This window comes from Arthrobacter terricola (assembly GCF_004354015.1).
Taxonomy (GTDB): domain Bacteria; phylum Actinomycetota; class Actinomycetes; order Actinomycetales; family Micrococcaceae; genus Arthrobacter; species Arthrobacter terricola.
Map to the genome: position 1 here is coordinate 182,440 of NZ_SMRU01000003.1, position 20,139 is coordinate 202,578.

22 protein-coding genes are annotated in these 20,139 nt (G+C 65.0%); 19 read left to right on the forward strand and 3 right to left on the reverse strand.

What is annotated here, in order from left to right; translation table 11 throughout:
• The first annotated feature begins 72 nt into the window (after nucleotides 1–72).
• Nucleotides 73–1,416, forward strand: a complete 1,344-nt coding sequence (locus E1809_RS03815) for a M16 family metallopeptidase (protein WP_133202900.1) — start codon at nucleotides 73–75, stop codon at nucleotides 1,414–1,416.
• A 64-nt stretch (nucleotides 1,417–1,480) separates the two neighbouring features.
• A complete protein-coding gene (locus E1809_RS03820; RefSeq protein ID WP_133202901.1) occupies nucleotides 1,481–1,942 on the forward strand; it encodes a DUF1579 family protein in 462 nt (153 codons plus the stop codon).
• Here the strand turns inward: E1809_RS03820 and E1809_RS03825 are convergent.
• Together E1809_RS03825 and moaA are read right to left on the reverse strand one after the other, a co-directional pair.
• Nucleotides 1,939–2,205, reverse strand: coding sequence for a MoaD/ThiS family protein (locus tag E1809_RS03825; protein WP_133202902.1), 267 nt, complete (start codon nucleotides 2,203–2,205; stop codon nucleotides 1,939–1,941). The two genes, E1809_RS03820 and E1809_RS03825, sit on opposite strands and share 4 nt — an antisense overlap.
• A gap of 5 nt (nucleotides 2,206–2,210) precedes the next feature.
• Nucleotides 2,211–3,341, reverse strand: a complete 1,131-nt coding sequence (gene moaA, locus E1809_RS03830; protein WP_205754083.1) for a GTP 3',8-cyclase MoaA — start codon at nucleotides 3,339–3,341, stop codon at nucleotides 2,211–2,213.
• A gap of 162 nt (nucleotides 3,342–3,503) precedes the next feature.
• Between moaA and E1809_RS03835 the strand changes: the two genes are divergently transcribed.
• From E1809_RS03835 to E1809_RS03910, 16 genes are all read left to right on the forward strand, one after another.
• Entirely contained in the window at nucleotides 3,504–4,262 is a 759-nt protein-coding gene (locus E1809_RS03835) for a response regulator transcription factor (RefSeq protein WP_133202977.1), read from the forward strand.
• Nucleotides 4,249–5,487, forward strand: a complete 1,239-nt coding sequence (locus E1809_RS03840) for a sensor histidine kinase (protein WP_133202903.1) — start codon at nucleotides 4,249–4,251, stop codon at nucleotides 5,485–5,487. Before E1809_RS03835 ends, E1809_RS03840 begins: the two co-directional genes overlap by 14 nt.
• Nucleotides 5,484–7,043: a molybdopterin-dependent oxidoreductase gene (locus E1809_RS03845; protein ID WP_133202904.1), complete on the forward strand. Its 1,560-nt coding sequence runs from the start codon at nucleotides 5,484–5,486 to the stop codon at nucleotides 7,041–7,043. Before E1809_RS03840 ends, E1809_RS03845 begins: the two co-directional genes overlap by 4 nt.
• Before the next feature lie 45 nt (nucleotides 7,044–7,088).
• On the forward strand, nucleotides 7,089–8,309 hold the full coding sequence (locus E1809_RS03850; RefSeq protein ID WP_133202905.1) for a molybdopterin molybdotransferase MoeA: 1,221 nt from the start codon (nucleotides 7,089–7,091) through the stop codon (nucleotides 8,307–8,309).
• A complete protein-coding gene (gene moaC / locus E1809_RS03855; protein WP_268908658.1) occupies nucleotides 8,297–8,911 on the forward strand; it encodes a cyclic pyranopterin monophosphate synthase MoaC in 615 nt (204 codons plus the stop codon). Before E1809_RS03850 ends, moaC begins: the two co-directional genes overlap by 13 nt.
• Nucleotides 8,908–9,408, forward strand: a complete 501-nt coding sequence (locus E1809_RS03860; RefSeq protein WP_133202906.1) for a MogA/MoaB family molybdenum cofactor biosynthesis protein — start codon at nucleotides 8,908–8,910, stop codon at nucleotides 9,406–9,408. Before moaC ends, E1809_RS03860 begins: the two co-directional genes overlap by 4 nt.
• Nucleotides 9,398–9,853 (forward strand): molybdenum cofactor biosynthesis protein MoaE, encoded by a 456-nt coding sequence (locus tag E1809_RS03865; RefSeq protein ID WP_133202907.1) that lies wholly within the window; start codon nucleotides 9,398–9,400, stop codon nucleotides 9,851–9,853. Before E1809_RS03860 ends, E1809_RS03865 begins: the two co-directional genes overlap by 11 nt.
• A 61-nt stretch (nucleotides 9,854–9,914) precedes the next feature.
• Complete coding sequence (dapB, locus tag E1809_RS03870; RefSeq protein ID WP_133202908.1) at nucleotides 9,915–10,673, forward strand: 4-hydroxy-tetrahydrodipicolinate reductase; 759 nt, start codon at nucleotides 9,915–9,917, stop codon at nucleotides 10,671–10,673.
• A 4-nt stretch (nucleotides 10,674–10,677) separates the two neighbouring features.
• Complete coding sequence (locus E1809_RS03875; protein ID WP_133202909.1) at nucleotides 10,678–11,166, forward strand: hypothetical protein; 489 nt, start codon at nucleotides 10,678–10,680, stop codon at nucleotides 11,164–11,166.
• Between the two features lie 56 nt (nucleotides 11,167–11,222).
• On the forward strand, nucleotides 11,223–11,585 hold the full coding sequence (locus tag E1809_RS03880; protein WP_235835418.1) for a hypothetical protein: 363 nt from the start codon (nucleotides 11,223–11,225) through the stop codon (nucleotides 11,583–11,585).
• An 86-nt stretch (nucleotides 11,586–11,671) separates the two neighbouring features.
• A complete protein-coding gene (gene dapA, locus E1809_RS03885) occupies nucleotides 11,672–12,583 on the forward strand; it encodes a 4-hydroxy-tetrahydrodipicolinate synthase (protein WP_133202910.1) in 912 nt (303 codons plus the stop codon).
• A 29-nt stretch (nucleotides 12,584–12,612) separates the two neighbouring features.
• Nucleotides 12,613–14,304 (forward strand): ribonuclease J, encoded by a 1,692-nt coding sequence (locus E1809_RS03890; RefSeq protein WP_133202911.1) that lies wholly within the window; start codon nucleotides 12,613–12,615, stop codon nucleotides 14,302–14,304.
• 176 nt (nucleotides 14,305–14,480) lie between these two features.
• Nucleotides 14,481–17,324, forward strand: coding sequence for an FtsK/SpoIIIE family DNA translocase (locus E1809_RS03895; protein ID WP_133202912.1), 2,844 nt, complete (start codon nucleotides 14,481–14,483; stop codon nucleotides 17,322–17,324).
• Nucleotides 17,325–17,333: 9 nt separating this feature from the next.
• On the forward strand, nucleotides 17,334–17,936 hold the full coding sequence (gene pgsA, locus E1809_RS03900; protein ID WP_133202913.1) for a CDP-diacylglycerol--glycerol-3-phosphate 3-phosphatidyltransferase: 603 nt from the start codon (nucleotides 17,334–17,336) through the stop codon (nucleotides 17,934–17,936).
• A complete protein-coding gene (locus E1809_RS03905; RefSeq protein ID WP_133202914.1) occupies nucleotides 17,933–18,436 on the forward strand; it encodes a CinA family protein in 504 nt (167 codons plus the stop codon). The genes pgsA and E1809_RS03905 overlap by 4 nt, the downstream gene beginning before the upstream one ends.
• Nucleotides 18,437–18,567: 131 nt before the next feature.
• Nucleotides 18,568–19,020, forward strand: coding sequence for a helix-turn-helix domain-containing protein (locus E1809_RS03910; RefSeq protein ID WP_133202915.1), 453 nt, complete (start codon nucleotides 18,568–18,570; stop codon nucleotides 19,018–19,020).
• Nucleotides 19,021–19,125: 105 nt separating this feature from the next.
• On the opposite strand, the gene E1809_RS03915 is transcribed toward E1809_RS03910, so the two are convergent.
• Complete coding sequence (locus E1809_RS03915; RefSeq protein WP_235835419.1) at nucleotides 19,126–19,623, reverse strand: MarR family winged helix-turn-helix transcriptional regulator; 498 nt, start codon at nucleotides 19,621–19,623, stop codon at nucleotides 19,126–19,128.
• A gap of 41 nt (nucleotides 19,624–19,664) precedes the next feature.
• Between E1809_RS03915 and E1809_RS03920 the strand changes: the two genes are divergently transcribed.
• Entirely contained in the window at nucleotides 19,665–19,904 is a 240-nt protein-coding gene (locus E1809_RS03920) for a DUF3046 domain-containing protein (RefSeq protein WP_133202917.1), read from the forward strand.
• The last annotated feature ends 235 nt before the right edge of the window (nucleotides 19,905–20,139 follow it).

The following is a 20,139-nucleotide window of genomic DNA, read 5'->3' on the forward strand; positions in this document are numbered from 1 at the left end:
CGGGCCAAACCCGCTGGTACGATTGCACCCAGATTTGGCAACCGTGGTTTCCTGCAATGCTGAAAGGTCTTAATGACTGTCGTACCCCTCCCTCTTGCGCAGACCGTGCCAGGAGGCGAACTGATCCATGGCGCCGAAGGCGGCTCCGTTGTCCGACGTTCAGTGCTGCCGGGCGGCGTCCGAGTGCTCACCGAGGCCATGCCGGGGCAACGATCGGCAACCATCGGTTTCTGGGTGGGAGTCGGATCGCGGGATGAAGCGGAGGGCCAGCACGGCTCCACCCACTTCCTCGAGCACCTGCTGTTCAAGGGCACCAAGCGGCGGACCGCGCTGGAGATCGCATCCGCGTTCGACGAGGTCGGCGGCGAATCGAATGCCGCCACGGCCAAGGAAAGCACATGCTACTTCGCGCGGGTACTCGACTCCGACCTGCCCATGGCCATCGACGTCATCGCGGACATGATCACCGGCGCCGTGCTCGAACCTGCTGAACTCGAGCAGGAACGCGACGTCATCCTGGAGGAAATCGCGATGGACAGCGACGACCCCACCGACGTCGCCCATGAGAAGTTCGTTGCCGCGGTACTCGGCGTGCATCCGCTCGGCCGCCCGATCGGCGGCACTCCGGCGGCCATCAAAGCCGTCTCGCGCGATTCCGTCTGGGAGCATTACCGGCGTTACTACCGGCCTGAGGAAATCGTCATCACCGCGGCTGGCGGATTGGATCACGACGTCGTTTGCCGCCTCGTGCTCGACGCCTTGCGGACAGCCGGTTGGGAACTGAAAGAGGGCGCCGCGCCCGTGGAACGCCGCTCCACGGCCCGGGCAACGATCACGGGCACCGCGGGTCTGCACGTCGTCAAGCGTCCCGTTGAACAAGCGAATATCATCATGGGCTGCCCCTCGATCGTTGCTACCGACGAACGCCGCTTCGTGATGAGCGTCCTCAATGCAGTACTTGGCGGTGGCATGTCGTCCAGGCTCTTCCAGGAGATCCGCGAAAAGCGCGGCCTTGTCTACTCCACCTACTCCTTCGCATCCGCCTACGCGGACGCGGGCTACTTCGGCATGTACGCAGGATGCACGCCGTCAAAGGTCACCCAGGTCCTGGCGCTCCTCGGAGCCGAACTGGACAAGCTCGCCGCCGACGGTATTACGGCCGAGGAACTCCGCAAGGCCGTTGGCCAGCTTTGCGGTGGAATTGTCCTTGCGCTTGAGGACACCGGATCGCGCATGTCCCGCCTTGGCCGTGCCGAGCTCGTTTCGGGCGAATTCCAGGACATCGACGAAACCCTGGAACGGATCAAGTCCGTCACGGCCGAACAGGTCCAGGACCTCGCCCGCGTCCTGGCATCGGCTCCCCGCACCGTGACCGTCGTCGGGCCCTTCGACGAAACCGAAACCTTCGGCCTATAGCCACCGGCTTTGTCCCGGGAACATGATGGTGACGTATCCAACGTCGTGCATCGCGGGAGGCAGCATGAATGAGCCATCGAGGAGTCATGCAAGCGTTGCGTTGGAGGCTTTCCTGGGCCATTGGCGGGGGAGTACCGAGTTGGCTGCTTCGCCGTGGGGACCCGCTCGGACCGCTGACGCCGAAGTGACCTTTTCCCGGGCCGCCGGAGGATATGCGCTCGTCCAGAGCTATCGGCACACGGAGCCGGACGGAACGCACTTCGAGGGCCACGGCGTATTCACGGTCGACCCGGACCACGGAGACACCCTGTGGTACTACGTGGACAGCATGGGCCGCCCGCCGGAAGCGCCGGCCCGTGGACAATGGCACGACGGCAGCCTGAGGCTTGAGCGGCGCAGCCCGCGCGGCACTGCCCGGCACACGTTCAAGGTCGAAGGGGGTGTGCTCACGCACGTGGCGGAACTCCGGCTAGGTGATGCACCGACCTTCAGCCCGTTCATGGTTTCGATCTGCAGGCGGGTCTAACCGCCCGCGAATGGCGGCAAGACGTCGACGACGTCCTCGGCACCGAGGGCGGCAAGCCTGTCGCGGACCGCCACCTCGTTCCGCAGGAAGCTGCTCCGGGGGATGATCCGCGCCAACGGCGGTGTCCCGGCCGGAGGTTCGGCGCGTTCGACGGCGAGAATCGCCTCGATCAGCGCGTCCAGGCTTGTTCCTTCCGGAAGGCCGTAGTGTTCCTCTTCGACTCCCGCTGCGGCGCGTGCCGCGGCGAAGTAACGTACCAGCAAAACCCCTAGCCTCCGATTGCGCTCATGCTGCGGTCCGGCTGCACGAAATCGGGTGCGCCGAGGCCGGTGTGGTCCATGCCGTGGGCCTTCGGTTTGATCCACATGGCATCCTGCCAACGCTGGGCAAGCTCCTCGTCGTCCGCGCCTTCCCGGAGCAATCCGAGGAGGTCGAACTCTTCACGCGAGAACAAGCAACTCATGATCTTGCCTTCGGCCGTGATCCTCGTGCGCCGGCAGTCGGCGCAGAAGGGTTCGGTGACCGAGGCAATGATTCCTACGGTGCCCACCACGGGACCGGTGGTTTCGGCGCCGGCGTTGTCCCGGCGTCGTACTTCGAACCGTTCGGCAGGTGCACCGTCGCGCTCCCGGGGGTCCGGGCTCAGGACGAAATCGCGGGACAAGAGCTCACGGATTTCAGCTGCCGTGATCATGTTCCGCCGCGTCCAGCCGTGGTCCGCGTCAAGCGGCATCTGCTCGATGAAGCGGAGCTCATAGCCGCGCTCCACAGCCCAGGCGAGCAGGTCCGGGGATTCGGCGTCATTGATTCCACGCATGAGGACGGCATTGATTTTGACGGGACCCAGTCCGGCGGCCCAGGCGGCGTCGATTCCGGCCAGCACTTTGTCCAGGAACGGGCGCCGGGTCAGCTTCGTGAACGTTTCCTCGTGGAGGGAATCGAGGGAGACATTGATGCGGGTAAGGCCGGCCTCTTTGAGGGCCACTGCCTTCTTGTCGAGACCCACGCCGTTCGTGGTCATGGAGATCGGCAAGTCCGGGTGGGCTTCGCGAAGGGCGGAGACAATGTCTAAGAGGTCTGCGCGGACCAGCGGCTCGCCCCCGGTGAGGCGCAGTTCGCGGACGCCGAGGTGGTCGACGCCGATCCGCACGATGCGCGTGATTTCGGCCGCGCTCATGACGGCTTCTTTGGACAGCCATTCGAGGCCTTCGGCGGGCATGCAGTACGTGCACCGGAGATTGCACTTGTCCGTCAGGGACAAACGCATGTCGGTGGCTCGGCGCCCGTAGCGGTCGAAGAGCCCTCGGGGAGTTCCGGCGGGGCGTGGCGGGGGCACGGATAGCCCGCTTCCCGTCCCGGCACCCTGGGCGGGCGACGGCATGCCTAGCTGAATACTCATATTTCTAGGCTAAGGCAGGGAGCCGCCAAGAGTGATATCGCCCACTGGAGGGCGCTTGTCGCAATGGGCTGCGTGAGTTCTTACGGAATGCATACGGTTGGTCCGGGCGGAAGCGGATCCGGCTCCACCGGGCCGTCCCGAACCTATGCTGAAGGTGTGAACATGCAGCCCGTCCCGCACGCTGCCGATCCCGGCAATCGCCGCATCCTCCTGGTCGAAGACGAACAGACGATCGCCGGCGTGGTCAGGGACTACTTGGCCACGGCGGGATTCCAGGTAGATATCGCGGGTGATGGTTTCACGGCCCTGAGTGTGGCGGCCACGCGGAAGCCGGACCTCGTCATCCTGGACCGGATGCTGCCGGGGCTCGACGGCGTTGAGGTGTGCCGCAGGCTGCGGCTCACCATGGACGTTCCGATCATCATGGTTACGGCCCTTGGCACGGAAGACGATCGCATCCTTGGCTTGGAAACCGGTGCGGACGACTACGTCACCAAACCTTTTTCACCCCGGGAACTCGTCCTGCGCGTGAAATCGGTGTTGCGGCGCAGCATCCCGGAGTTCGCCCCGGAACCGCCGGTCGAGATTGCCGGCTTCGCCTTGGATCCGGCATCGCGAACGGTGCTGCAGGATGGTAGGCCACTGGCGCTGACCGCACGTGAATTCGACTTGCTCGCGTTCCTGCTCCGGCGTCCAAACCAGGTCTTCAGCCGCGAAGACCTCATCAAGGCCGTATGGGGGTGGGACTTCGGGGATTTGTCCACGGTCACGGTGCATGTCCGGCGCTTGCGGGAAAAGATCGAGGTCAACCCGGCCACTCCGGTCCTCCTGAAGACCGTCTGGGGAGTCGGGTACCGTTTTGATGCAGTGCTGCCGGGTACCCGGCCCGCTTCCGAAGCGGGTGAACATGCGGTCACCTGAAATGTTCACGATCCTTGCCTGGATGGTGCTCTGGGCAGTCCTTATCGGTGCTTTGACGCTTGCCTTGCTCCGGCTCCTTCGCGGAGCCTCGATCCTGGTCCAGATTTGCCTCGTCGTGGTGGCCACGGTCGGTGTCCTCGTCGCGGGGATGGTCAGCGCTTTCAACGCCATGTTCATTTCCGCCCGCGACCTCGAAGTCATGTGGTACATCCTCGGAGCGGCCTCGGTGGTGGCTCTCGGCATCGCCGTGGTGCTGGGTGCCGGCGTGTCGCGGAACGCCATCCGCCTGGTTGCCGCGGCGCGGCGCCTGGGCAGCGGCGAAACGCTTGACGGCTCAGCCTCGCCCTCGTCACCGGCCCGGCGCCATGCGCCCGCGATGAATTCCGAGCTCGCCCAGCTCGCCAACGAACTCGAGGCGAGCGGCCGGAAACTGGAGGAGTCCCGCAGGCGGGAGGCCGCCGTCGAAACCGCGCGACGCGAGTTGGTCTCCTGGATTTCGCACGACCTCCGGACCCCCTTGGCGAGCATGCGCGCCATGGCCGAGGCACTGGAGGACGGCATGGCATCCGATGTGGGCGCGTATTACCGGAAGATCATCGGCCAGACGGAGCAAATGGCCGCAATGGTCAACGACCTCCTGGAACTCTCCAAGATCCAGGCGGGCACGCTCCGGCTGAGCGCCGAGGCACTGGATGTCTACGACCTCGTGAGCGACGCGATCGCGGATCTTGCCCCGCTTGCCGCGCAGCGCGGTGTCAGGCTCGACGGCGGTGGCGACCGCGAGTGCATGGCCGTCGCCGACGGCCCCAGCGTGGGCAGGGCGATCCGCAATGTGCTCCTCAACGCGATCCTCTACAGCAAGCGCGGTGGTGCGGTCCGGGTGGGCGTCGGACGCGAAGGAAACGCCGCCGTCGTCGACGTCGTGGACAGTTGCGGCGGGATCGACGACGACGACCTCGCCCACGTTTTCGAAACCGGCTGGCAAAAGGACCGTTCCCGCGGCACGCACGCCCTGCTCGACGGCAGCGAAACCCGCTATAGCGGCGCGGGAGTCGGACTCAGCATGGTGGCCGGGATCGTGAAAGCACACGGGGGCGCCGTCACCGTTGAGAACACCGGCGAGGGCTGCCGCTTCTCGCTCCGGCTTCCGTCGGACGCGCGGGAAACACCAATCCCGGCAGTCCCGCTGGCGATTATTTCCACTGAACAGGCAGGCACGACATGAGCAGGACCATTTCGAAGAAGGAACGCACCGGAACGGCGCTCCGCTGGGCCGCTGTGTGCGGCGTGGTTGCCATCGGCCTCGGGGTGGCGGCAGGAGAATTGCTTGCCGGCTTCCTCAGCCCGTCCGTCTCACCGGTGACCGCCTTGGGCGGCGTGGTGATCGACGCGGTACCGGGTTGGGCCAAAGACCTTGCCGTCAGCCTTTTTGGCACGGGGGACAAGATCTTCCTGATCAGCACCATCGCAGCCGTTACCGTGGTCCTCGCCGCGATCGCAGGGATTCTCGAGTTCCGCCGCAACGGCGCGGGACTGGCGCTCGCCGTCCTCGCCGGAGCAGCCGGACTGGCCGCGGTCCTGACCCGGGCACAGGCAGCCCCCGCTGCGGCGATTCCGCCGGTTGCGGCAACGATTGTGGCGATGCTCTTCCTTCGGCTGCTGATCCAGCGCCTCGAAACCTGGCGACCGGGCCCGGATTCCAACGGCATGTCCCTGGCCCGCCGAAGCTTCGTTCAGATGCTCGCGGGAACCGCGATCGCAGCGGTAGTAGCCGGTACCGTGACGGCGATCGTGCGGACAGCAGGAATCGTGGCATCCGATTTCCGCCGCGCAGTTACTTTGCCAGCTCCGGCCACGCCGGCGGAGCAGGTTCCCAAGGGCGCGGCCCTCACCTTGGATGGCCTTGAGCCGCTCGTGACGCCGAACGCCGATTTCTACCGCATCGACACAGCGCTGATTCCGCCGGCCGTGAATCCGCCGGATTGGACCCTCAAGGTGACCGGCATGGTGGAACGGGAGGTCCAGATGGACTTCGCGACGCTTCTGGCCAAACCCATGATCGCTCGCTACGTCACCATTGCGTGCGTGTCCAACGACGTGGGTGGCGACTTGATCGGCAATGCCCTCTGGCTCGGCTGGCCTGTCCGGGAGCTCCTGGCGATGGCTGGCCCGAAGGCCGGGGCGGACATGGTGCTTTCCCGCAGCGCGGACGGCTGGACTGCCGGGACGCCGCTCGAAGCCCTTACGGACAACCGGGACGCGATCCTGGCCGTCGGCATGAACGGCGAGGCCTTGCCGGTGGAGCACGGCTTCCCGGTCCGGATGATTGTCCCAGGCCTGTACGGCTACGTTTCGGCCACCAAGTGGTTGACGGAGTTGAAGGTCACCCGCTTCGCTGACGACGAAGGCTATTGGGTTCCGCGCGGGTGGAGCGACCACGGACCCATCAAGACGGAGTCCCGCATCGACGTGCCCCGTGACGGCGGCTCGGTCAAGGCCGGCACGGTCCAATTCGGCGGTGTGGCTTGGGCTCAACACCGCGGCGTGTCCAAGGTGGAAGTCCGCGTCGACGGCGGCGCCTGGCATCAGGCGACCCTGGCCCCCGGCATATCCTCGGACACCTGGTACCAGTGGCAAGCCGGCGTTGAATTGGCGCACGGAAGCCACGAAGTCCAGGTCCGTGCGACCGACTCTTCCGGTACGGCCCAAACCGAAGTCCGTGCTGCCCCGGCTCCCGACGGCGCGACCGGATTCCATACCATCCACGTCACCGCCAACTGACACTAGGCTGTGAAGGTCTGAGCGAAATCATCCGGAAGGAAAACCGTGGCCAGATCTGTTGCAGCCCACCGCGAAGCCGTGCAGGAACTGCTCTCCGGCCTTGGCAGCCCGCATAGTACCGAAGTAGTGCCGCTGATGGCCGCCCTCGGCCGGGTGCTCGCCGTCGACGTCGTCGCGCCGCTCAGCCTGCCGCCGTTCGCCAACTCCCAAATGGACGGTTTCGCAGTCCGCGCCGCGGACCTCGTTTTCAATTCGGATAACGACGGCGGCGCGGAGCTGGCTGTAGTTGATCCGGTTCCGGCAGGTGCCGCTCCAGCGAAGCTGCTGCCGGGGTCTGCTGCCCCGATCATGACCGGCGCCATGATGCCCGAGGGAGCTGACGCCGTCGTACCGATTGAACAAGCGGTGCCGGATGTTTTTCCGTTGCCGGGGGTTGCGGCGACCGTGCGCCTTCCGGCAACCGATCCCGGAACGTTCGTCCGGGATGCCGGCAGCGACATCTCGGCCGGGACCGTTGCCCTTCGTTCGGGAACCACTTTGGGGCCGGGGCAATTGGGCTTGCTCGCCGCCCTTGGCCTGGGCTCCGTCGAGGTCCGAACGCCACTGCGGGTCCTCCTGGTGCCCACCGGAGACGAAGTCGTGGAGCCCGGCGAAGCCCTGCCCCCGGGCAAGATCTACGACTCGAATGGAACGTTGCTTGAAGCGGCCATGGCACAGGCCGGACTCCATGTCACCCGGGCAGGCGTCAGCGGCGACGATCCTTCCGCGCTCCTTGACCTGCTGCGGAGCCACACCGGGGGAGTCGACCTGGTTGTCAGTACCGGCGGTGTCAGCAAGGGGGCCTACGAAGTGGTCCGCCAGGCAATGGACAGCCAGCCGGTCGAGTTCGTTTCCGTAGCCATGCAACCCGGCGGCCCGCAAGGAATCGGCACCTTCGATGACGTCCCATTCCTGGGATTCCCGGGCAATCCGGTGAGCTGCCTCGTGTCGTTCGAAATGTTCCTTCGCCCCGCGCTCACTGCCCTGCTCGGTAGCCCCGCCGCACGAATCACCTTGCGCGCACCCCTCGCAGAGCACCTGACCTCGCCCGCCGGAAAGCACCAAGTCCGTCGCGGCACCGTGCTCCCTGACGGCACGGTCCGCTTGGAAGGCGGACCCGGATCCCACCTCATCCACGCGCTCGCCAACTCGAATGCCCTGGTCCAGGTCCCCGAGGACGTCACGGAACTCGAGGCCGGGGCTGAAGTGGAAGTATGGATGTTGTGAACAACACTCCAGACCCCGCCGGCGCCACGGCGCAGGTGCGCCATGACGGACCGGGCGCCCTGACGCACTTGCGCCATGACGGTACAGCCCAGATGGTGGATGTCTCCGCCAAGGCCGTAACCACACGCGAGGCCACCGCAACTGCCACCGTCCACAGCACTGCCGAGGTACTCGCGCTTCTTGGGGCCGGTGAGCTCCCGAAGGGCGATGCGCTCGCTGTCGCGCGTGTCGCCGGGATCATGGCCGCCAAGAAAACTCCGGAACTCATTCCGCTGTGCCATCCGTTGCCGATTTCCAAGGTCACGGTGGACTTCGAGCTTGGCTTGGATTCGGTGGGCGTGCTCGCGACCGTCAAGACCAGAGGCGTCACCGGCGTGGAGATGGAGGCCCTGACGGCCGTGTCCGTGGCGGCCCTCAGCGTGTACGACATGATCAAAGCAGTAGACAAGCACGCCGTCATCAGCGGGATCCAAGTGCTGGCCAAGAGCGGCGGCAAGAGCGGCGATTGGACACTCGGCGCGGATGCCCTCGACGGCGGGACTCACCTTGACGCCAGGACGCACCTTGGCGCCGGGACCCCTGACGAAGGAACCAGGGCATGAGCGGCTGCGAGCCCGCCCGCGGTCCGCGGAAGGCCGGCGTCGTCATCGCTTCCAACCGGGCAGCGGCAGGAATCTACGAGGACAAAACCGGTCCGGTGATCATGGATTGGCTGGTCGAACACGGCTACGAGACGTTCCCGGTCATGGTGGTCCCCGATGGCGAGCCCGTCGGTGCGGCGATCCGTGCCCTCCTGACCCAGGAACCCGCCGTCGTGATTACGAGCGGCGGAACGGGACTGAGCCCCGACGACCTCACCCCGGAAGTCACGCTGCCGCTCCTCGACCGTGAAATTCCGGGCCTTATGGAAGGCATCCGCCGCGCCGGGGCCGCCAAGACCCCCATGGCGATGCTGAGCCGCGGACATGCCGGTACGGCTGGCAAGACGTTCATCGTGAACTTGCCGGGATCGCCCAAGGGCGTCATGGACGGCCTTGCCGTCCTGGACCCCGTCATCGGCCACCTTTGCGATCAGTTGGAGGGGAATCATGAGCACTGAAACAGACTTCGAAGTTGTCAGGGCCGTCCTGAGCGCCGAACCGATTTCGGTGGATCAAGCAATCGCGGCCGTCGAGTCGGACACAGCGGGTGCGGTGGTGAGCTTCAGCGGCGTCGTCCGCAACCACGACGGCGGCAAGCCCGTGGACCGCTTGAGCTACAGCGCCCATCCCACGGCACACCAGGTGATGTCCGATGTCGTGGCGCAACTCGTCGCCGAGCACGCCGGCGAAGCGGCCCAACCGGTCCGCATCTGGGCGGCCCATCGGGTGGGCATGCTGGAGATCGGCGATCCCGCGCTCGTTTGCGCCGTGTCGGCCGCGCACCGCGGGCAGGCGTTCGCGGTGTGCTCCGAACTCGTGGACCGGATCAAGGCGCAGGTGCCCATCTGGAAGGAGCAATTCTTCAGCGACGGCACAGCGGAGTGGGTCGGCGCGGGCGAGTAGCCGGGGCGGGGCAAGCGGCACCGTTCCGAGCCATCCCTGCGTCAACGGTAGGGTTATAGGCATGACCGAACAACTCGCTGTTGCCGTGCTGGGCGCCCACGGGCGCATGGGTATCGAAGCCGTCAAGGCGGTAGAAGCGGCCGCTGACATGAAGCTTGTCGCCGCCCTCGGACGCGGCGACTCCCTCCAGGCCCTCCTCGACGCCGGTGCCAAGTACGTTGTGGACCTGACCGTGCCGGACAGCACGGAAGCGAACGTCCGTTTCGCCGTCGAGAACGGCATGCACGCGGTTGTCGGCACCACGGGATGGGATTCCGAACGGCTTGGGGCCTTGCGTAAGTTGCTGGCCGCCAACCCGGCCGCGGGTGTCCTCATTGCCCCGAACTTCGCCCTCGGATCCGTGCTTGCGTCGGCCTTCGCGGCCACGGCGTCCAAGTATTTCGAGTCGGTCGAGATCGTCGAACTGCACCATCCGAACAAGGTGGACGCGCCTTCCGGCACGGCTGTGCGGACTGCCCAGCTCATTGCGGCCGCCCGTGCAGAGGCAGGAGTACCGGCAAGCCCCGACGCCACGGACACCGAACTTGAAGGGGCACGCGGATGCGACGTTGACGGTGTCCGTGTCCACAGCGTGCGGCTGCGCGGCCTCGTGGCCCACCAGGAAGTCCTCCTTGGCGGACCGGGCGAGCAGCTCACCATCCGGCACGATTCCTTCGACCGGGCGTCGTTTATGCCGGGCGTGCTGCTTGGGCTCCGGAAGGTCGCGTCCCACCCCGGCCTCACGGTCGGACTGGACGGCTACCTGGACCTGGGGCTGTAACCGCATGGCTTCGCTGTGGAATGCCTTCAAGGAGAACCGCACCAAGATCTGGGTCGGCGCGGTCACTTTGTTGCTGCTCCTCTATTTGGTGGTGACTTTCCAACGTTCCATCCTGCTGCTGAGTGATCCGAGCCTCGTGGCAAAGGGAATAGGCGCCGGCTACCTGGTGCTCCCGATCATTGGAGCGTGGGCCTTGATCCGCGAGCTCTTGTTTGGCGCGCGCACGGAAAAGATGGCTAGGGTGCTCGAAGCCGAGGGTGGCCTTCCGGTGGACAACCTCCCGCGGACGCCGGGCGGCAGGATCGTCCGCGCCGCTGCGGACGCGGAGTTCGAAAAGTACCGTGTGGAAGCCGAAGCCGCGCCTGAAGATTGGCGATCGTGGTTCCGGCTGAGTTGCGCTTATGACGCGGCGGGCGACCGCCGACGGGCGCGGGAGTCAATGCGCGACGCCGTCCGGTTGTTCCGTGCGCAGCCCACCGCCGCGGGGGAATAGCAGGGCCCTGGCCCATATGCCTTGTATTCGAATATATGTTCGAATACCATGACTGCATGAACGAACCTTCGAAGCGGCCGAACGCATCTCCGCGTGGTTTGGATGGACCCGGCTTGGATGGACCCGGCTTGGACGGCCCCATGAAGGCGATGAGTCCGGGTGTCGTGGACTTTCTCTTCCGGCAACTCGTGGCGGGGGAGCCTCCGGAGGATGTGCAATGGCGGAAGGAAGGTTCGGTCCTGGGCGAGCAACCGGCAGGCGCTGAGCTGGCCCGGCGGCTCGCCGAGGTGGACCTCGAGTCGCTGACCCCCGGCGAACTGTTCGACTACGTGCGGGCCGCGCAGCGTTTGGGGGTGTGGGCGGACCGGCTGCGCGAAGCGGCGGTCGCGCTGTATTGTTCGCCGGAGAGGATGGCCTGAGTCTTTGCTCTCACTTCCTTGAATTTGACCACAATCACGGGGGTCCTATTCTCCTAACCCTCAGCGGACAGGGTAACGTTTTGCATATGTCTGACTCTCGCGCGAACGTCCCTGCCCTCGGTACCCTACTGACCGCCATGGTCACCCCGTTCACCACGGACGGCGAAGTCGACTACAAGCAGGCCGCGGAGCTCGCCGTGAAGCTCGTTGACGATGGCTGCGATGGCCTGGTCGTCACGGGAACCACGGGGGAGACTTCCACCCTCACGGACGCCGAGAACCTCGGAATGTTCCGCGCGGTCAAGGACGCCGTCGGGGACCGTTGCGCGATCATCGCCGGTACCGGCACCAATGACACCGCGCACTCGGTGCACCTGTCCCAGGAAGCCGCGAAGCTCGGCGTCGACGGCCTTCTCATCGTCACGCCTTACTACAACAAGCCGAGCCAGGCCGGCGTCCGGGCCCACTTCGAGACCATTGCGTCCGCCACGGACCTCCCCGTCATGCTTTACGACATTCCAGGGCGTTCCTCCATCCAGATCGCTCCCGAGACCATGATCAGCCTGGCGGCCCACCCGAATATCGTCGCTGTCAAGGACGCCAAGGCCGATTTCGCCGCCGCCACGCAGGTCATGCGCGAAACGGACCTCCTCTTCTACTCGGGCGACGACGGCCTGACCCTTCAGTGGATGGCGCTTGGCGCCGTCGGCCTCATCGGCGTCACCACCCACGTCGCCACGCGCCGGTTCCGCGAACTTGTCGACGCCGTCAACGCCAACGACCTCAGCACAGCCCGCAAGATCAACTTCGACCTGGAGCCCGTGGTCCGCGCGACCATGACACGGGTCCAAGGCGCCGTTGCGGCGAAGCAAATTCTTAAATGGCAGGGAGTCCTGCCGAACTCGGTAGTCCGTTTGCCCCTCGTGGAGCCGGACGCCGCCGAGATCGCAATCATCCGCGAGGACTTGGCGGAAGCCGGAATGGACTTCACTGTCTAGACGAATTTCCGCCGGAAAGTAGCTGCATAATGACCCAAACCGCCCTTCCCGGACTTGCCACCCCGCCCAGACTTCCGCAGGGAACGCTCCGGATTGTGCCCCTTGGCGGGCTGGGGGAAATCGGCCGCAACATGGCTGTTTTCGAAATCAACGGCAAGCTCCTGGTTGTCGACTGCGGCGTGCTCTTCCCTGAAGAGACCCAGCCGGGCGTCGACCTGATCCTGCCCGATTTCTCCTACATCGAAGACAGGCTGGACGACGTCGTCGCCATTGTCCTGACGCACGGACACGAAGACCACATCGGAGCTGTCCCGTACCTTCTTCGTCTTCGTCCGGACCTGCCTTTGGTGGGTTCGCAGTTGACGCTTGCGCTCGTTGAAGCCAAGCTCCAGGAACACCGCATCAAGCCGTACACGCTGTCCGTGGCCGAAGGCCAAGTGGAGCAGTTCGGTCCGTTCGAATGCGAATTCGTGGCCGTCAACCACTCCATTCCGGACGCCTTGGCTGTCTTCATCCGGACCGAAGGCGGCAACGTGCTGCACACGGGCGACTTCAAGATGGACCAGTTGCCGTTGGATGGCCGTATCACGGACCTCCGCCATTTCGCCCGGCTGGGCGAAGAGGGCGTGGACTTGTTCATGGCCGACTCCACCAACGCGGACGTCCCCGGCTTCACCACGGCGGAAAAGGAAATCGGCCCCACTTTGGACCGGCTTTTCGGCCAGGCCAAGAAGCGCATCATCGTTGCTTCCTTTTCGTCGCACGTGCACCGCGTCCAGCAGGTCCTCGACGCCGCAGCCAAGCACGGCCGCAATGTTGCCTTCGTGGGGCGCTCGATGGTCCGCAACATGGCGATCGCGGCGAAGCTTGGCTACCTCGATGTTCCACCGGGAATCATCGTTGACCTCAAGAACATCGACGACCTCCCTGACCACCGCGTGGTCCTGATGTCCACCGGTTCCCAAGGCGAGCCCATGGCTGCGCTGTCCCGCATGGCCAACGGCGACCACAGGGTTGTCGTGGGCAAGGGCGATACCGTGATCCTGGCCTCGAGCCTTATCCCTGGCAACGAAAACGCTGTCTACCGGATCATCAACGGGCTGCTCAAGCTGGGTGCCGACGTCGTCCACAAGGGCAACGCCAAGGTCCATGTCTCCGGACACGCGGCTGCCGGTGAGCTCTTGTACTGCTACAACATCCTCAAGCCCTTGAACGCGATGCCCGTCCACGGTGAAACCAGGCACCTCATTGCGAACGGCAAGCTGGCAGAGGACTCCGGCGTCCCGGCTGAGCGCGTCATCCTCAGCGATAACGGCACGGTCATCGACGTCCGGGACCACAAGGCCAACGTCGTGGGCCAAGTGGAAGTGGGCTTCGTCTATGTCGATGGCTCCAGCGTGGGCGAAATCACCGACGCCGACCTCAAGGATCGCAGGATCCTCGGCGATGAAGGCTTCATTTCGGTCATCACCGTCATCAACCGCACCACCGGCAAGATCGTCTCCGGTCCGGAGATCCATGCCCGCGGCGTTGCCGAGGACGATTCCGTGTTCGACGAGATCATCCCCAAGATCAACGCCGCCTTGGAAGACGCCGTCCTGCACCACTCGGACCACACCAACCACCAGCTCCAGCAAGTGGTGCGGCGCGTCATCGGCACGTGGGTCAACCGCAAGCTCCGCCGGCGCCCCATGATCATCCCGCTGGTCCTGGAAGCGTAGCCCGGCCAGGCGCAGGGCAACCCGGCAACGGCTGGACCCGCTCGAAAGAGTTGGTCCAGCCGTTGCCGCATCCGGGCTTTGGCGGATGGTGATCCAGGCACGCAAGCACGGCAACATGGCTTCCTGCGCCCCTCAAATCCGCGGCATGCAAGCCGTTCTGGGGTAGCGTGGCCAATATGGCGACTCGTACTTCCTCCGCGCCTAGAGGCAGCTCCAACAGCAAATCCGGCGGTTCAAGCGGGAGTCGCACTCCGGCGAAGTCCGGCAGGAGCGGCACCACCACGGCCCGCGGCAAGCAAGCCGCCGCCGTCGAACCCCAACAACCCTGGGCCCTCCGGGCTCTTGCCGGCGTGTGGCAAGGGATCGGCCACGTGGTTGGTGCGGGAGTCCGGCGGATCGGCCACGACGTCAGCGACCTCGACCCCGCCGACCGCCGGGACGGCGCAGCCCTCTTCAACCTCGCGCTCGGGGTTTTCATCGCGACATTTGCGTGGTGGGGATTCAAAGGCTGGTTCCCGGACGTCGTCTACAGCATCCTGAACGGAACCTTCGGCTGGATATCCCTGCTTTTGCCGTTCATGCTTTTCGTCTGCGCATTCCGTTTGTTCCGGCAGCCGTGGGACGTCCGGGGCAATAACCGCGTCGGCATCGGTTTCCTGGTCATGGCGGTCGCCGGCACAGGGCTGGCCCACATCTTCGGCGGCCAACCGACGGTGGCCGATGGGTTCGATGGCCTCCGCCGTGCGGGCGGAATGGTCGGCTTCCTTGCCGCATCGCCCCTTGCCGCCATCCACCCCGTGGTTCCGGTGATCGCGTACGGCGCCTTGGCGTTTGTTTCCGTCCTGATCGTGACCGCGACGCCGTTCGGCGCCATTCCGCGCCGCATCCGCGAAGCGTACGAGCACCTCATGGGCGTCGACCTCATGGACGCCGAGGGGAAGTCCGGCGATTCCCACGACCGCAGCTACCTCTACGAGAACGACGCCGTGGAAGCGCCGAAGAAGAAGCGCCGCAAGCGGATCTTCGGCAAGGACGACGACGGCGCCGGGATTGAGGGCTACGTCGGCGATGAAGCGTTCGAGCACGCAATTGTCGACGACGACGCCGCTGCCGGTAAGGGCGCACCGTCCGTGCCGCCGGGCGTTCGCCGCCCGACGCAGGCCGAGATCGCCGTCGAGAAGATCAAGGCTGCGCAGGGGCTTGGGAAGGCGCCTGCGGGCGATGCGACCGAAGCGATCCCGGTGGTGAGCGCCGCGGCCCCTACCGCGCCCGTTATGGTACCTTCGGCGCCGGTCAGTCCGCAGCCGCCTCCCACGCCGATCCCGCAGCGAACCGAGCAACTTTCGCTCGCGGGCGATGTCACTTACACCTTGCCGTCCGCGGACAACCTGACTCCCGGCTCGGTGCCGAAGGAACGGACGGAAGCGAATGACGCCGTCGTCGCCGCCCTGACCGACACCCTGCAGCAGTTCAATGTCGACGCCACCGTCACCGGATTCAGCCGCGGCCCCACGGTGACACGCTATGAAATCGAGCTCGCGCCCGGCACGAAGGTGGAGCGCGTCACAGCCCTGTCGAAAAACATTTCCTACGCGGTGGCGTCGAGCGATGTCCGCATCCTCAGCCCTATCCCCGGGAAGTCCGCGATCGGTATCGAAATCCCGAATACGGACCGCGAAACCGTGTCCCTCGGCGATGTCCTGCGCAGCCAGAACGCGCGGCGGACAGACCACCCCATGGTCATGGGCGTCGGCAAGGACGTCGAAGGCGGATTCGTCGTCGCGAACCTGGCCAAGATGCCCCACATGCTGGTTGCGGGTGCCACCGGTGCCGGTAAGTCATCGTTCGTGAACTCGATGATCACGTCCATCCTCATGCGGGCCACCCCGGACGAGGTCCGCATGGTGATGGTGGACCCCAAGCGCGTGGAATTGACGGCTTACGAGGGCGTTCCGCACTTGATCACGCCCATCATCACCAACCCCAAGAAGGCCGCGGAGGCACTCCAATGGGTGGTCCGCGAGATGGATGCCCGGTACGACGACCTCGCCAACTACGGGTACAAGCACCTTGACGACTTCAATAAGGCCGTCCGTGCGGGGAAGGTCGTGCCGCCGCCGGACTCCAAACGTGTCATCAAGCCCTACCCATACTTGCTGGTGATCGTTGACGAACTCGCCGACCTCATGATGGTCGCGCCGAGGGACGTCGAAGACTCCATTGTCCGCATCACCCAGCTTGCCCGTGCGGCCGGCATCCACTTGGTGCTCGCCACGCAGCGGCCATCGGTGGACGTCGTCACCGGCTTGATCAAGGCGAACGTGCCGTCCCGCATGGCCTTTGCCACCTCGTCGGTCACCGACTCCCGCGTTGTGCTTGACCAGCCGGGCGCCGAAAAACTCATCGGCCAGGGTGATGCCCTGTTCCTCCCCATGGGTGCGTCGAAGGCCATGCGCGTGCAGGGCGCTTGGGTTTCGGAATCCGAGATCCACCGCGTAGTGGAGCACGTCAAGGGCCAGCTCAAGGCCGTCTACCGCGAGGACGTAGCGGCAGAAGCGCCCAAGAAGCAGATCGACGACGACATCGGAGACGACCTCGAGGTCTTGCTGCAAGCGACCGAACTCGTGGTCACCACCCAGTTCGGCTCCACATCGATGCTGCAGCGCAAGCTGCGGGTTGGCTTCGCCAAGGCAGGCAGGCTTATGGACCTGCTCGAATCCCGCGGCGTCGTGGGCCCCTCGGAAGGATCCAAAGCCCGCGATGTCCTGGTCAAACCGGACGATCTCGCCCCGGTCCTCGCGGCCATGAAGGGGCTTGAAGCGCCGGCCGCGCCTGACGCGCACACCGCGGCCCTGAGCGAGAACGCGAACGCGAATATCGCCGTCGGAGGCTACGCGGAGGACCTGGTGGCGGCCGACCTCGAAAACCGCAAGCAGGCCACGGACTACTATGACGGAGCGGACAGCACAGACGACGGGGACGAAGGCGGCGAAGACGCTTGGTCGTTGACCGGACGGTAGCCTAGAGGGGTGACTACATCCGAGGCCAGCAACACCGGTTCGGGCAGTTCCGGAATCTGGAACCTGCCCAACATCCTGACGATGCTCCGGATCGTCCTGGTTCCGTTCTTCGTCTGGTTCCTCTTGGCGGACAACAGTCACCATGGCATCTGGCGCTGGGCAGCAGTTCTCGCCTTCGCCGCGGCCATCTACACGGACAAGCTCGACGGCGACATCGCCCGCAGCCGCAACCTGATCACCAACTTCGGCAAGATCGCCGACCCTATCGCTGACAAGCTCCTCATCGGATCGGCGCTCGTCCTCCTGTCGGCGCTGGGGGAGTTGCCCTGGTGGATCACCATCCTCATCCTGGTGCGCGAATGGGGCATCACCGCGCTTCGCTTCGTCGTGATCCGCTACGGCGTCATGCCCGCTTCGCGCGGAGGCAAGCTGAAGACCGTCATCCAGACTGTGGCGATCTTCATCTACATCCTTCCCCTGGACTCCTTCGCCCCGTGGCTTGTCATCGTGGCTTTCTGGGTCATGATCGTTGCCCTTGCCATTACGGTGTGGACCGGCGTCGAGTACGTGATTGAAGCGATCAAGCTTCGCACCGCCGGAAGCCGGGCATGAGCCGGAGCATTGGCGAGGTCGCGGAATCCGCGGTCGTCCTCGCGATCAAGCAGGGCCTTACGGTGGCCACAGCGGAATCCCTGACGGCCGGCCTGGTCGCAGCAACCCTGGCCGATACCCCCGGCGCGTCAGGCATGCTGCAAGGCGGAGTAGTTGCATACCAGAACTCCGTGAAGTCAGCAGTCCTCGGCGTGCCCGCTGACCTACTTGACGCTGTCGGATCCGTCGATGGCGGGGTAGCAGGAGCGATGGCCGACGGCGCGAGGCGCGCGTGCGGCGCCGACGTCGGAGTGTCCACCACCGGGGTCGCGGGACCCCTGGCACACGACGGAAAACCGGTGGGAACGGTTTACATCGGGATCGCGACGGCGGACGGCAGCGTGGCGTACGCCTACTCGTTCGAGGGGGACCGCCCGGGCATCCGCGCACAGGCATTGTCGGCCGCGCTGGAACGCCTGCTCGAGTGCCTTGTCCAGGCCGACCTACCGCACGTAAAGTAGCCGGGAACAAAAAACGCGGCCCAATAGTTGTTACATTGTGTCGCTTCGGAATGGCCGGGGCGCCTAGGATGTAGAAACAACCGGTCCACCTGCGAGGTGAACCGGATTCACGAGGGAGCAAGGCGATACAGATGGTTAAGCAGCCCGTATCCGTAAACGGCGTTGTCCGCTGGAAGGATGTGGGCTTGGCCGAAAAGGCACCGAGCGAACAGAAGGAGCGCAAAATGGTCGTACTACGCCACGAGATTGGTGATGTTCTGCGCGACGTCCGTCAGCGGCAGGGCCGCACGCTCCGCGAAGTCTCGCACAGCGCCCGGGTTTCGCTTGGCTACCTAAGCGAGGTAGAACGCGGGCAGAAGGAAGCTTCTTCCGAGTTGCTGTCTTCGATTTGCTCGGCTTTGGATGTCCCGCTGTCCGGCATGCTGCGCGAAGTCAGCGACCGCGTTGCCGTCGCTGAGGGCGTTGCTGTCCCTGACACCGTCCCGCAGGAATTCGCCCAGCGCTACGGTCGGGACCTCGACCGCGAACTGAGCGCCGAATTGAACGAGGACTTTACGCAGGGCATGCTCTCCGGCGCACGCTGAGCGGAAGCCGGCAGGCGAAAAGCTTGCAACGAAAGAGGGCCTCACTGGAGGCCCTCTTTCGTTGTGTATGCGGTTGTCTGGGAAGCCGGGGTCGAAGCCGCCGGGCTAGTCCTTGCCGATTCCTTCGCCGTAGGCGGCGTTGAGGCGTTCAATGTAGTCCGCGAGCGTTTGGATTTCATTGAGCGGCCATTCGCCAAGCCGTTCCCGGAACACCTGGCGGCGCGCGTCCTGGACTTGGTGCATTTTGTCCTCGCCCTTGGGGGTGAGTCGAATCGACTGGGCACGTCCGTCCTTGGGGTCCGCTTCCTTGGACACCATGCCGATCCCCTCCAGGAAGGCCACTTGCCGGCTTACCGAAGGCTTTCCGACGCCGATGCATGACGCGAGGTCCGTGAGGCGGATCGGACCTTCCGTGCGGATGATCGACAGCAGGCCGTAGGCTGCCGGTTCCATGTCCGGGTGGACCTGGCGCGAAAGCTGGTAGGACAGCGACCGGGCACGCCGCCAAAACATGCTGAGTTGGTGTTCCACCTGCTGGAGGGCGGCATCGACGTGGTCGTCCGCCTCCACCATTTCCGGCGTGTCGTCGGGAGTATTGCTCATGGCAACCATTCTATGTTCCGGCCCCATGAGAGACTCTATTGGTGCGGATCAGTGACTTCTGGCGGCTGATGGACGATGAATTCGGGGCTGGCTACTCCCGGGTCCTCAGCAGCTCCCTAGTATTAGCCGGTGTCGGCGGGCGCACCGCAGACGACGCTTTGTCTGCGGGATACAGCCCCCGCGATGTCTGGCTCGCCTTGTGCGATGTGCAGGACGTTCCTGCCGAACGTCGGCTCGGACGCGATATCAAGCCCTCGGACGGGGGACGCGGGGCGTACTGAGCTTTGGTCTCCCGAAGACACGCCCCCAATTGTTCGAATATCTGTTCGGATGGGACTATGCTCCTTACAGAGGAATTTTTGATCCTGACGGAGCACATTCCAGCCATTTGGGCGCAGTGGTTATCCACATACACAAAGTCGCACGCAATATTGTCGGTGGCTCGTAATAGCGTCAAGTGAGACAGGAAAAGGCCGGTCAGGCCAGTCCACAGCGAGAAAGCATCAGAGGTGTGAA

Coding starts and splice junctions, on each gene's coding strand:
- E1809_RS03815 (WP_133202900.1), top strand. CDS start 73: ATGACTGTCGTACCCCTCCCTCTTGCGCAGACCGTGCCAGGAGGCGAA.
- E1809_RS03820 (WP_133202901.1), top strand. CDS start 1,481: ATGAATGAGCCATCGAGGAGTCATGCAAGCGTTGCGTTGGAGGCTTTC.
- moaA (WP_205754083.1), bottom strand. CDS start 3,341: ATGAGTATTCAGCTAGGCATGCCGTCGCCCGCCCAGGGTGCCGGGACG.
- E1809_RS03835 (WP_133202977.1), top strand. CDS start 3,504: ATGCAGCCCGTCCCGCACGCTGCCGATCCCGGCAATCGCCGCATCCTC.
- E1809_RS03840 (WP_133202903.1), top strand. CDS start 4,249: ATGCGGTCACCTGAAATGTTCACGATCCTTGCCTGGATGGTGCTCTGG.
- E1809_RS03845 (WP_133202904.1), top strand. CDS start 5,484: ATGAGCAGGACCATTTCGAAGAAGGAACGCACCGGAACGGCGCTCCGC.
- moaC (WP_268908658.1), top strand. CDS start 8,297: ATGGATGTTGTGAACAACACTCCAGACCCCGCCGGCGCCACGGCGCAG.
- E1809_RS03860 (WP_133202906.1), top strand. CDS start 8,908: ATGAGCGGCTGCGAGCCCGCCCGCGGTCCGCGGAAGGCCGGCGTCGTC.
- E1809_RS03865 (WP_133202907.1), top strand. CDS start 9,398: ATGAGCACTGAAACAGACTTCGAAGTTGTCAGGGCCGTCCTGAGCGCC.
- dapB (WP_133202908.1), top strand. CDS start 9,915: ATGACCGAACAACTCGCTGTTGCCGTGCTGGGCGCCCACGGGCGCATG.
- E1809_RS03875 (WP_133202909.1), top strand. CDS start 10,678: ATGGCTTCGCTGTGGAATGCCTTCAAGGAGAACCGCACCAAGATCTGG.
- E1809_RS03880 (WP_235835418.1), top strand. CDS start 11,223: ATGAACGAACCTTCGAAGCGGCCGAACGCATCTCCGCGTGGTTTGGAT.
- dapA (WP_133202910.1), top strand. CDS start 11,672: ATGTCTGACTCTCGCGCGAACGTCCCTGCCCTCGGTACCCTACTGACC.
- E1809_RS03890 (WP_133202911.1), top strand. CDS start 12,613: ATGACCCAAACCGCCCTTCCCGGACTTGCCACCCCGCCCAGACTTCCG.
- E1809_RS03895 (WP_133202912.1), top strand. CDS start 14,481: ATGGCGACTCGTACTTCCTCCGCGCCTAGAGGCAGCTCCAACAGCAAA.
- E1809_RS03905 (WP_133202914.1), top strand. CDS start 17,933: ATGAGCCGGAGCATTGGCGAGGTCGCGGAATCCGCGGTCGTCCTCGCG.
- E1809_RS03910 (WP_133202915.1), top strand. CDS start 18,568: ATGGTTAAGCAGCCCGTATCCGTAAACGGCGTTGTCCGCTGGAAGGAT.
- E1809_RS03915 (WP_235835419.1), bottom strand. CDS start 19,623: ATGAGCAATACTCCCGACGACACGCCGGAAATGGTGGAGGCGGACGAC.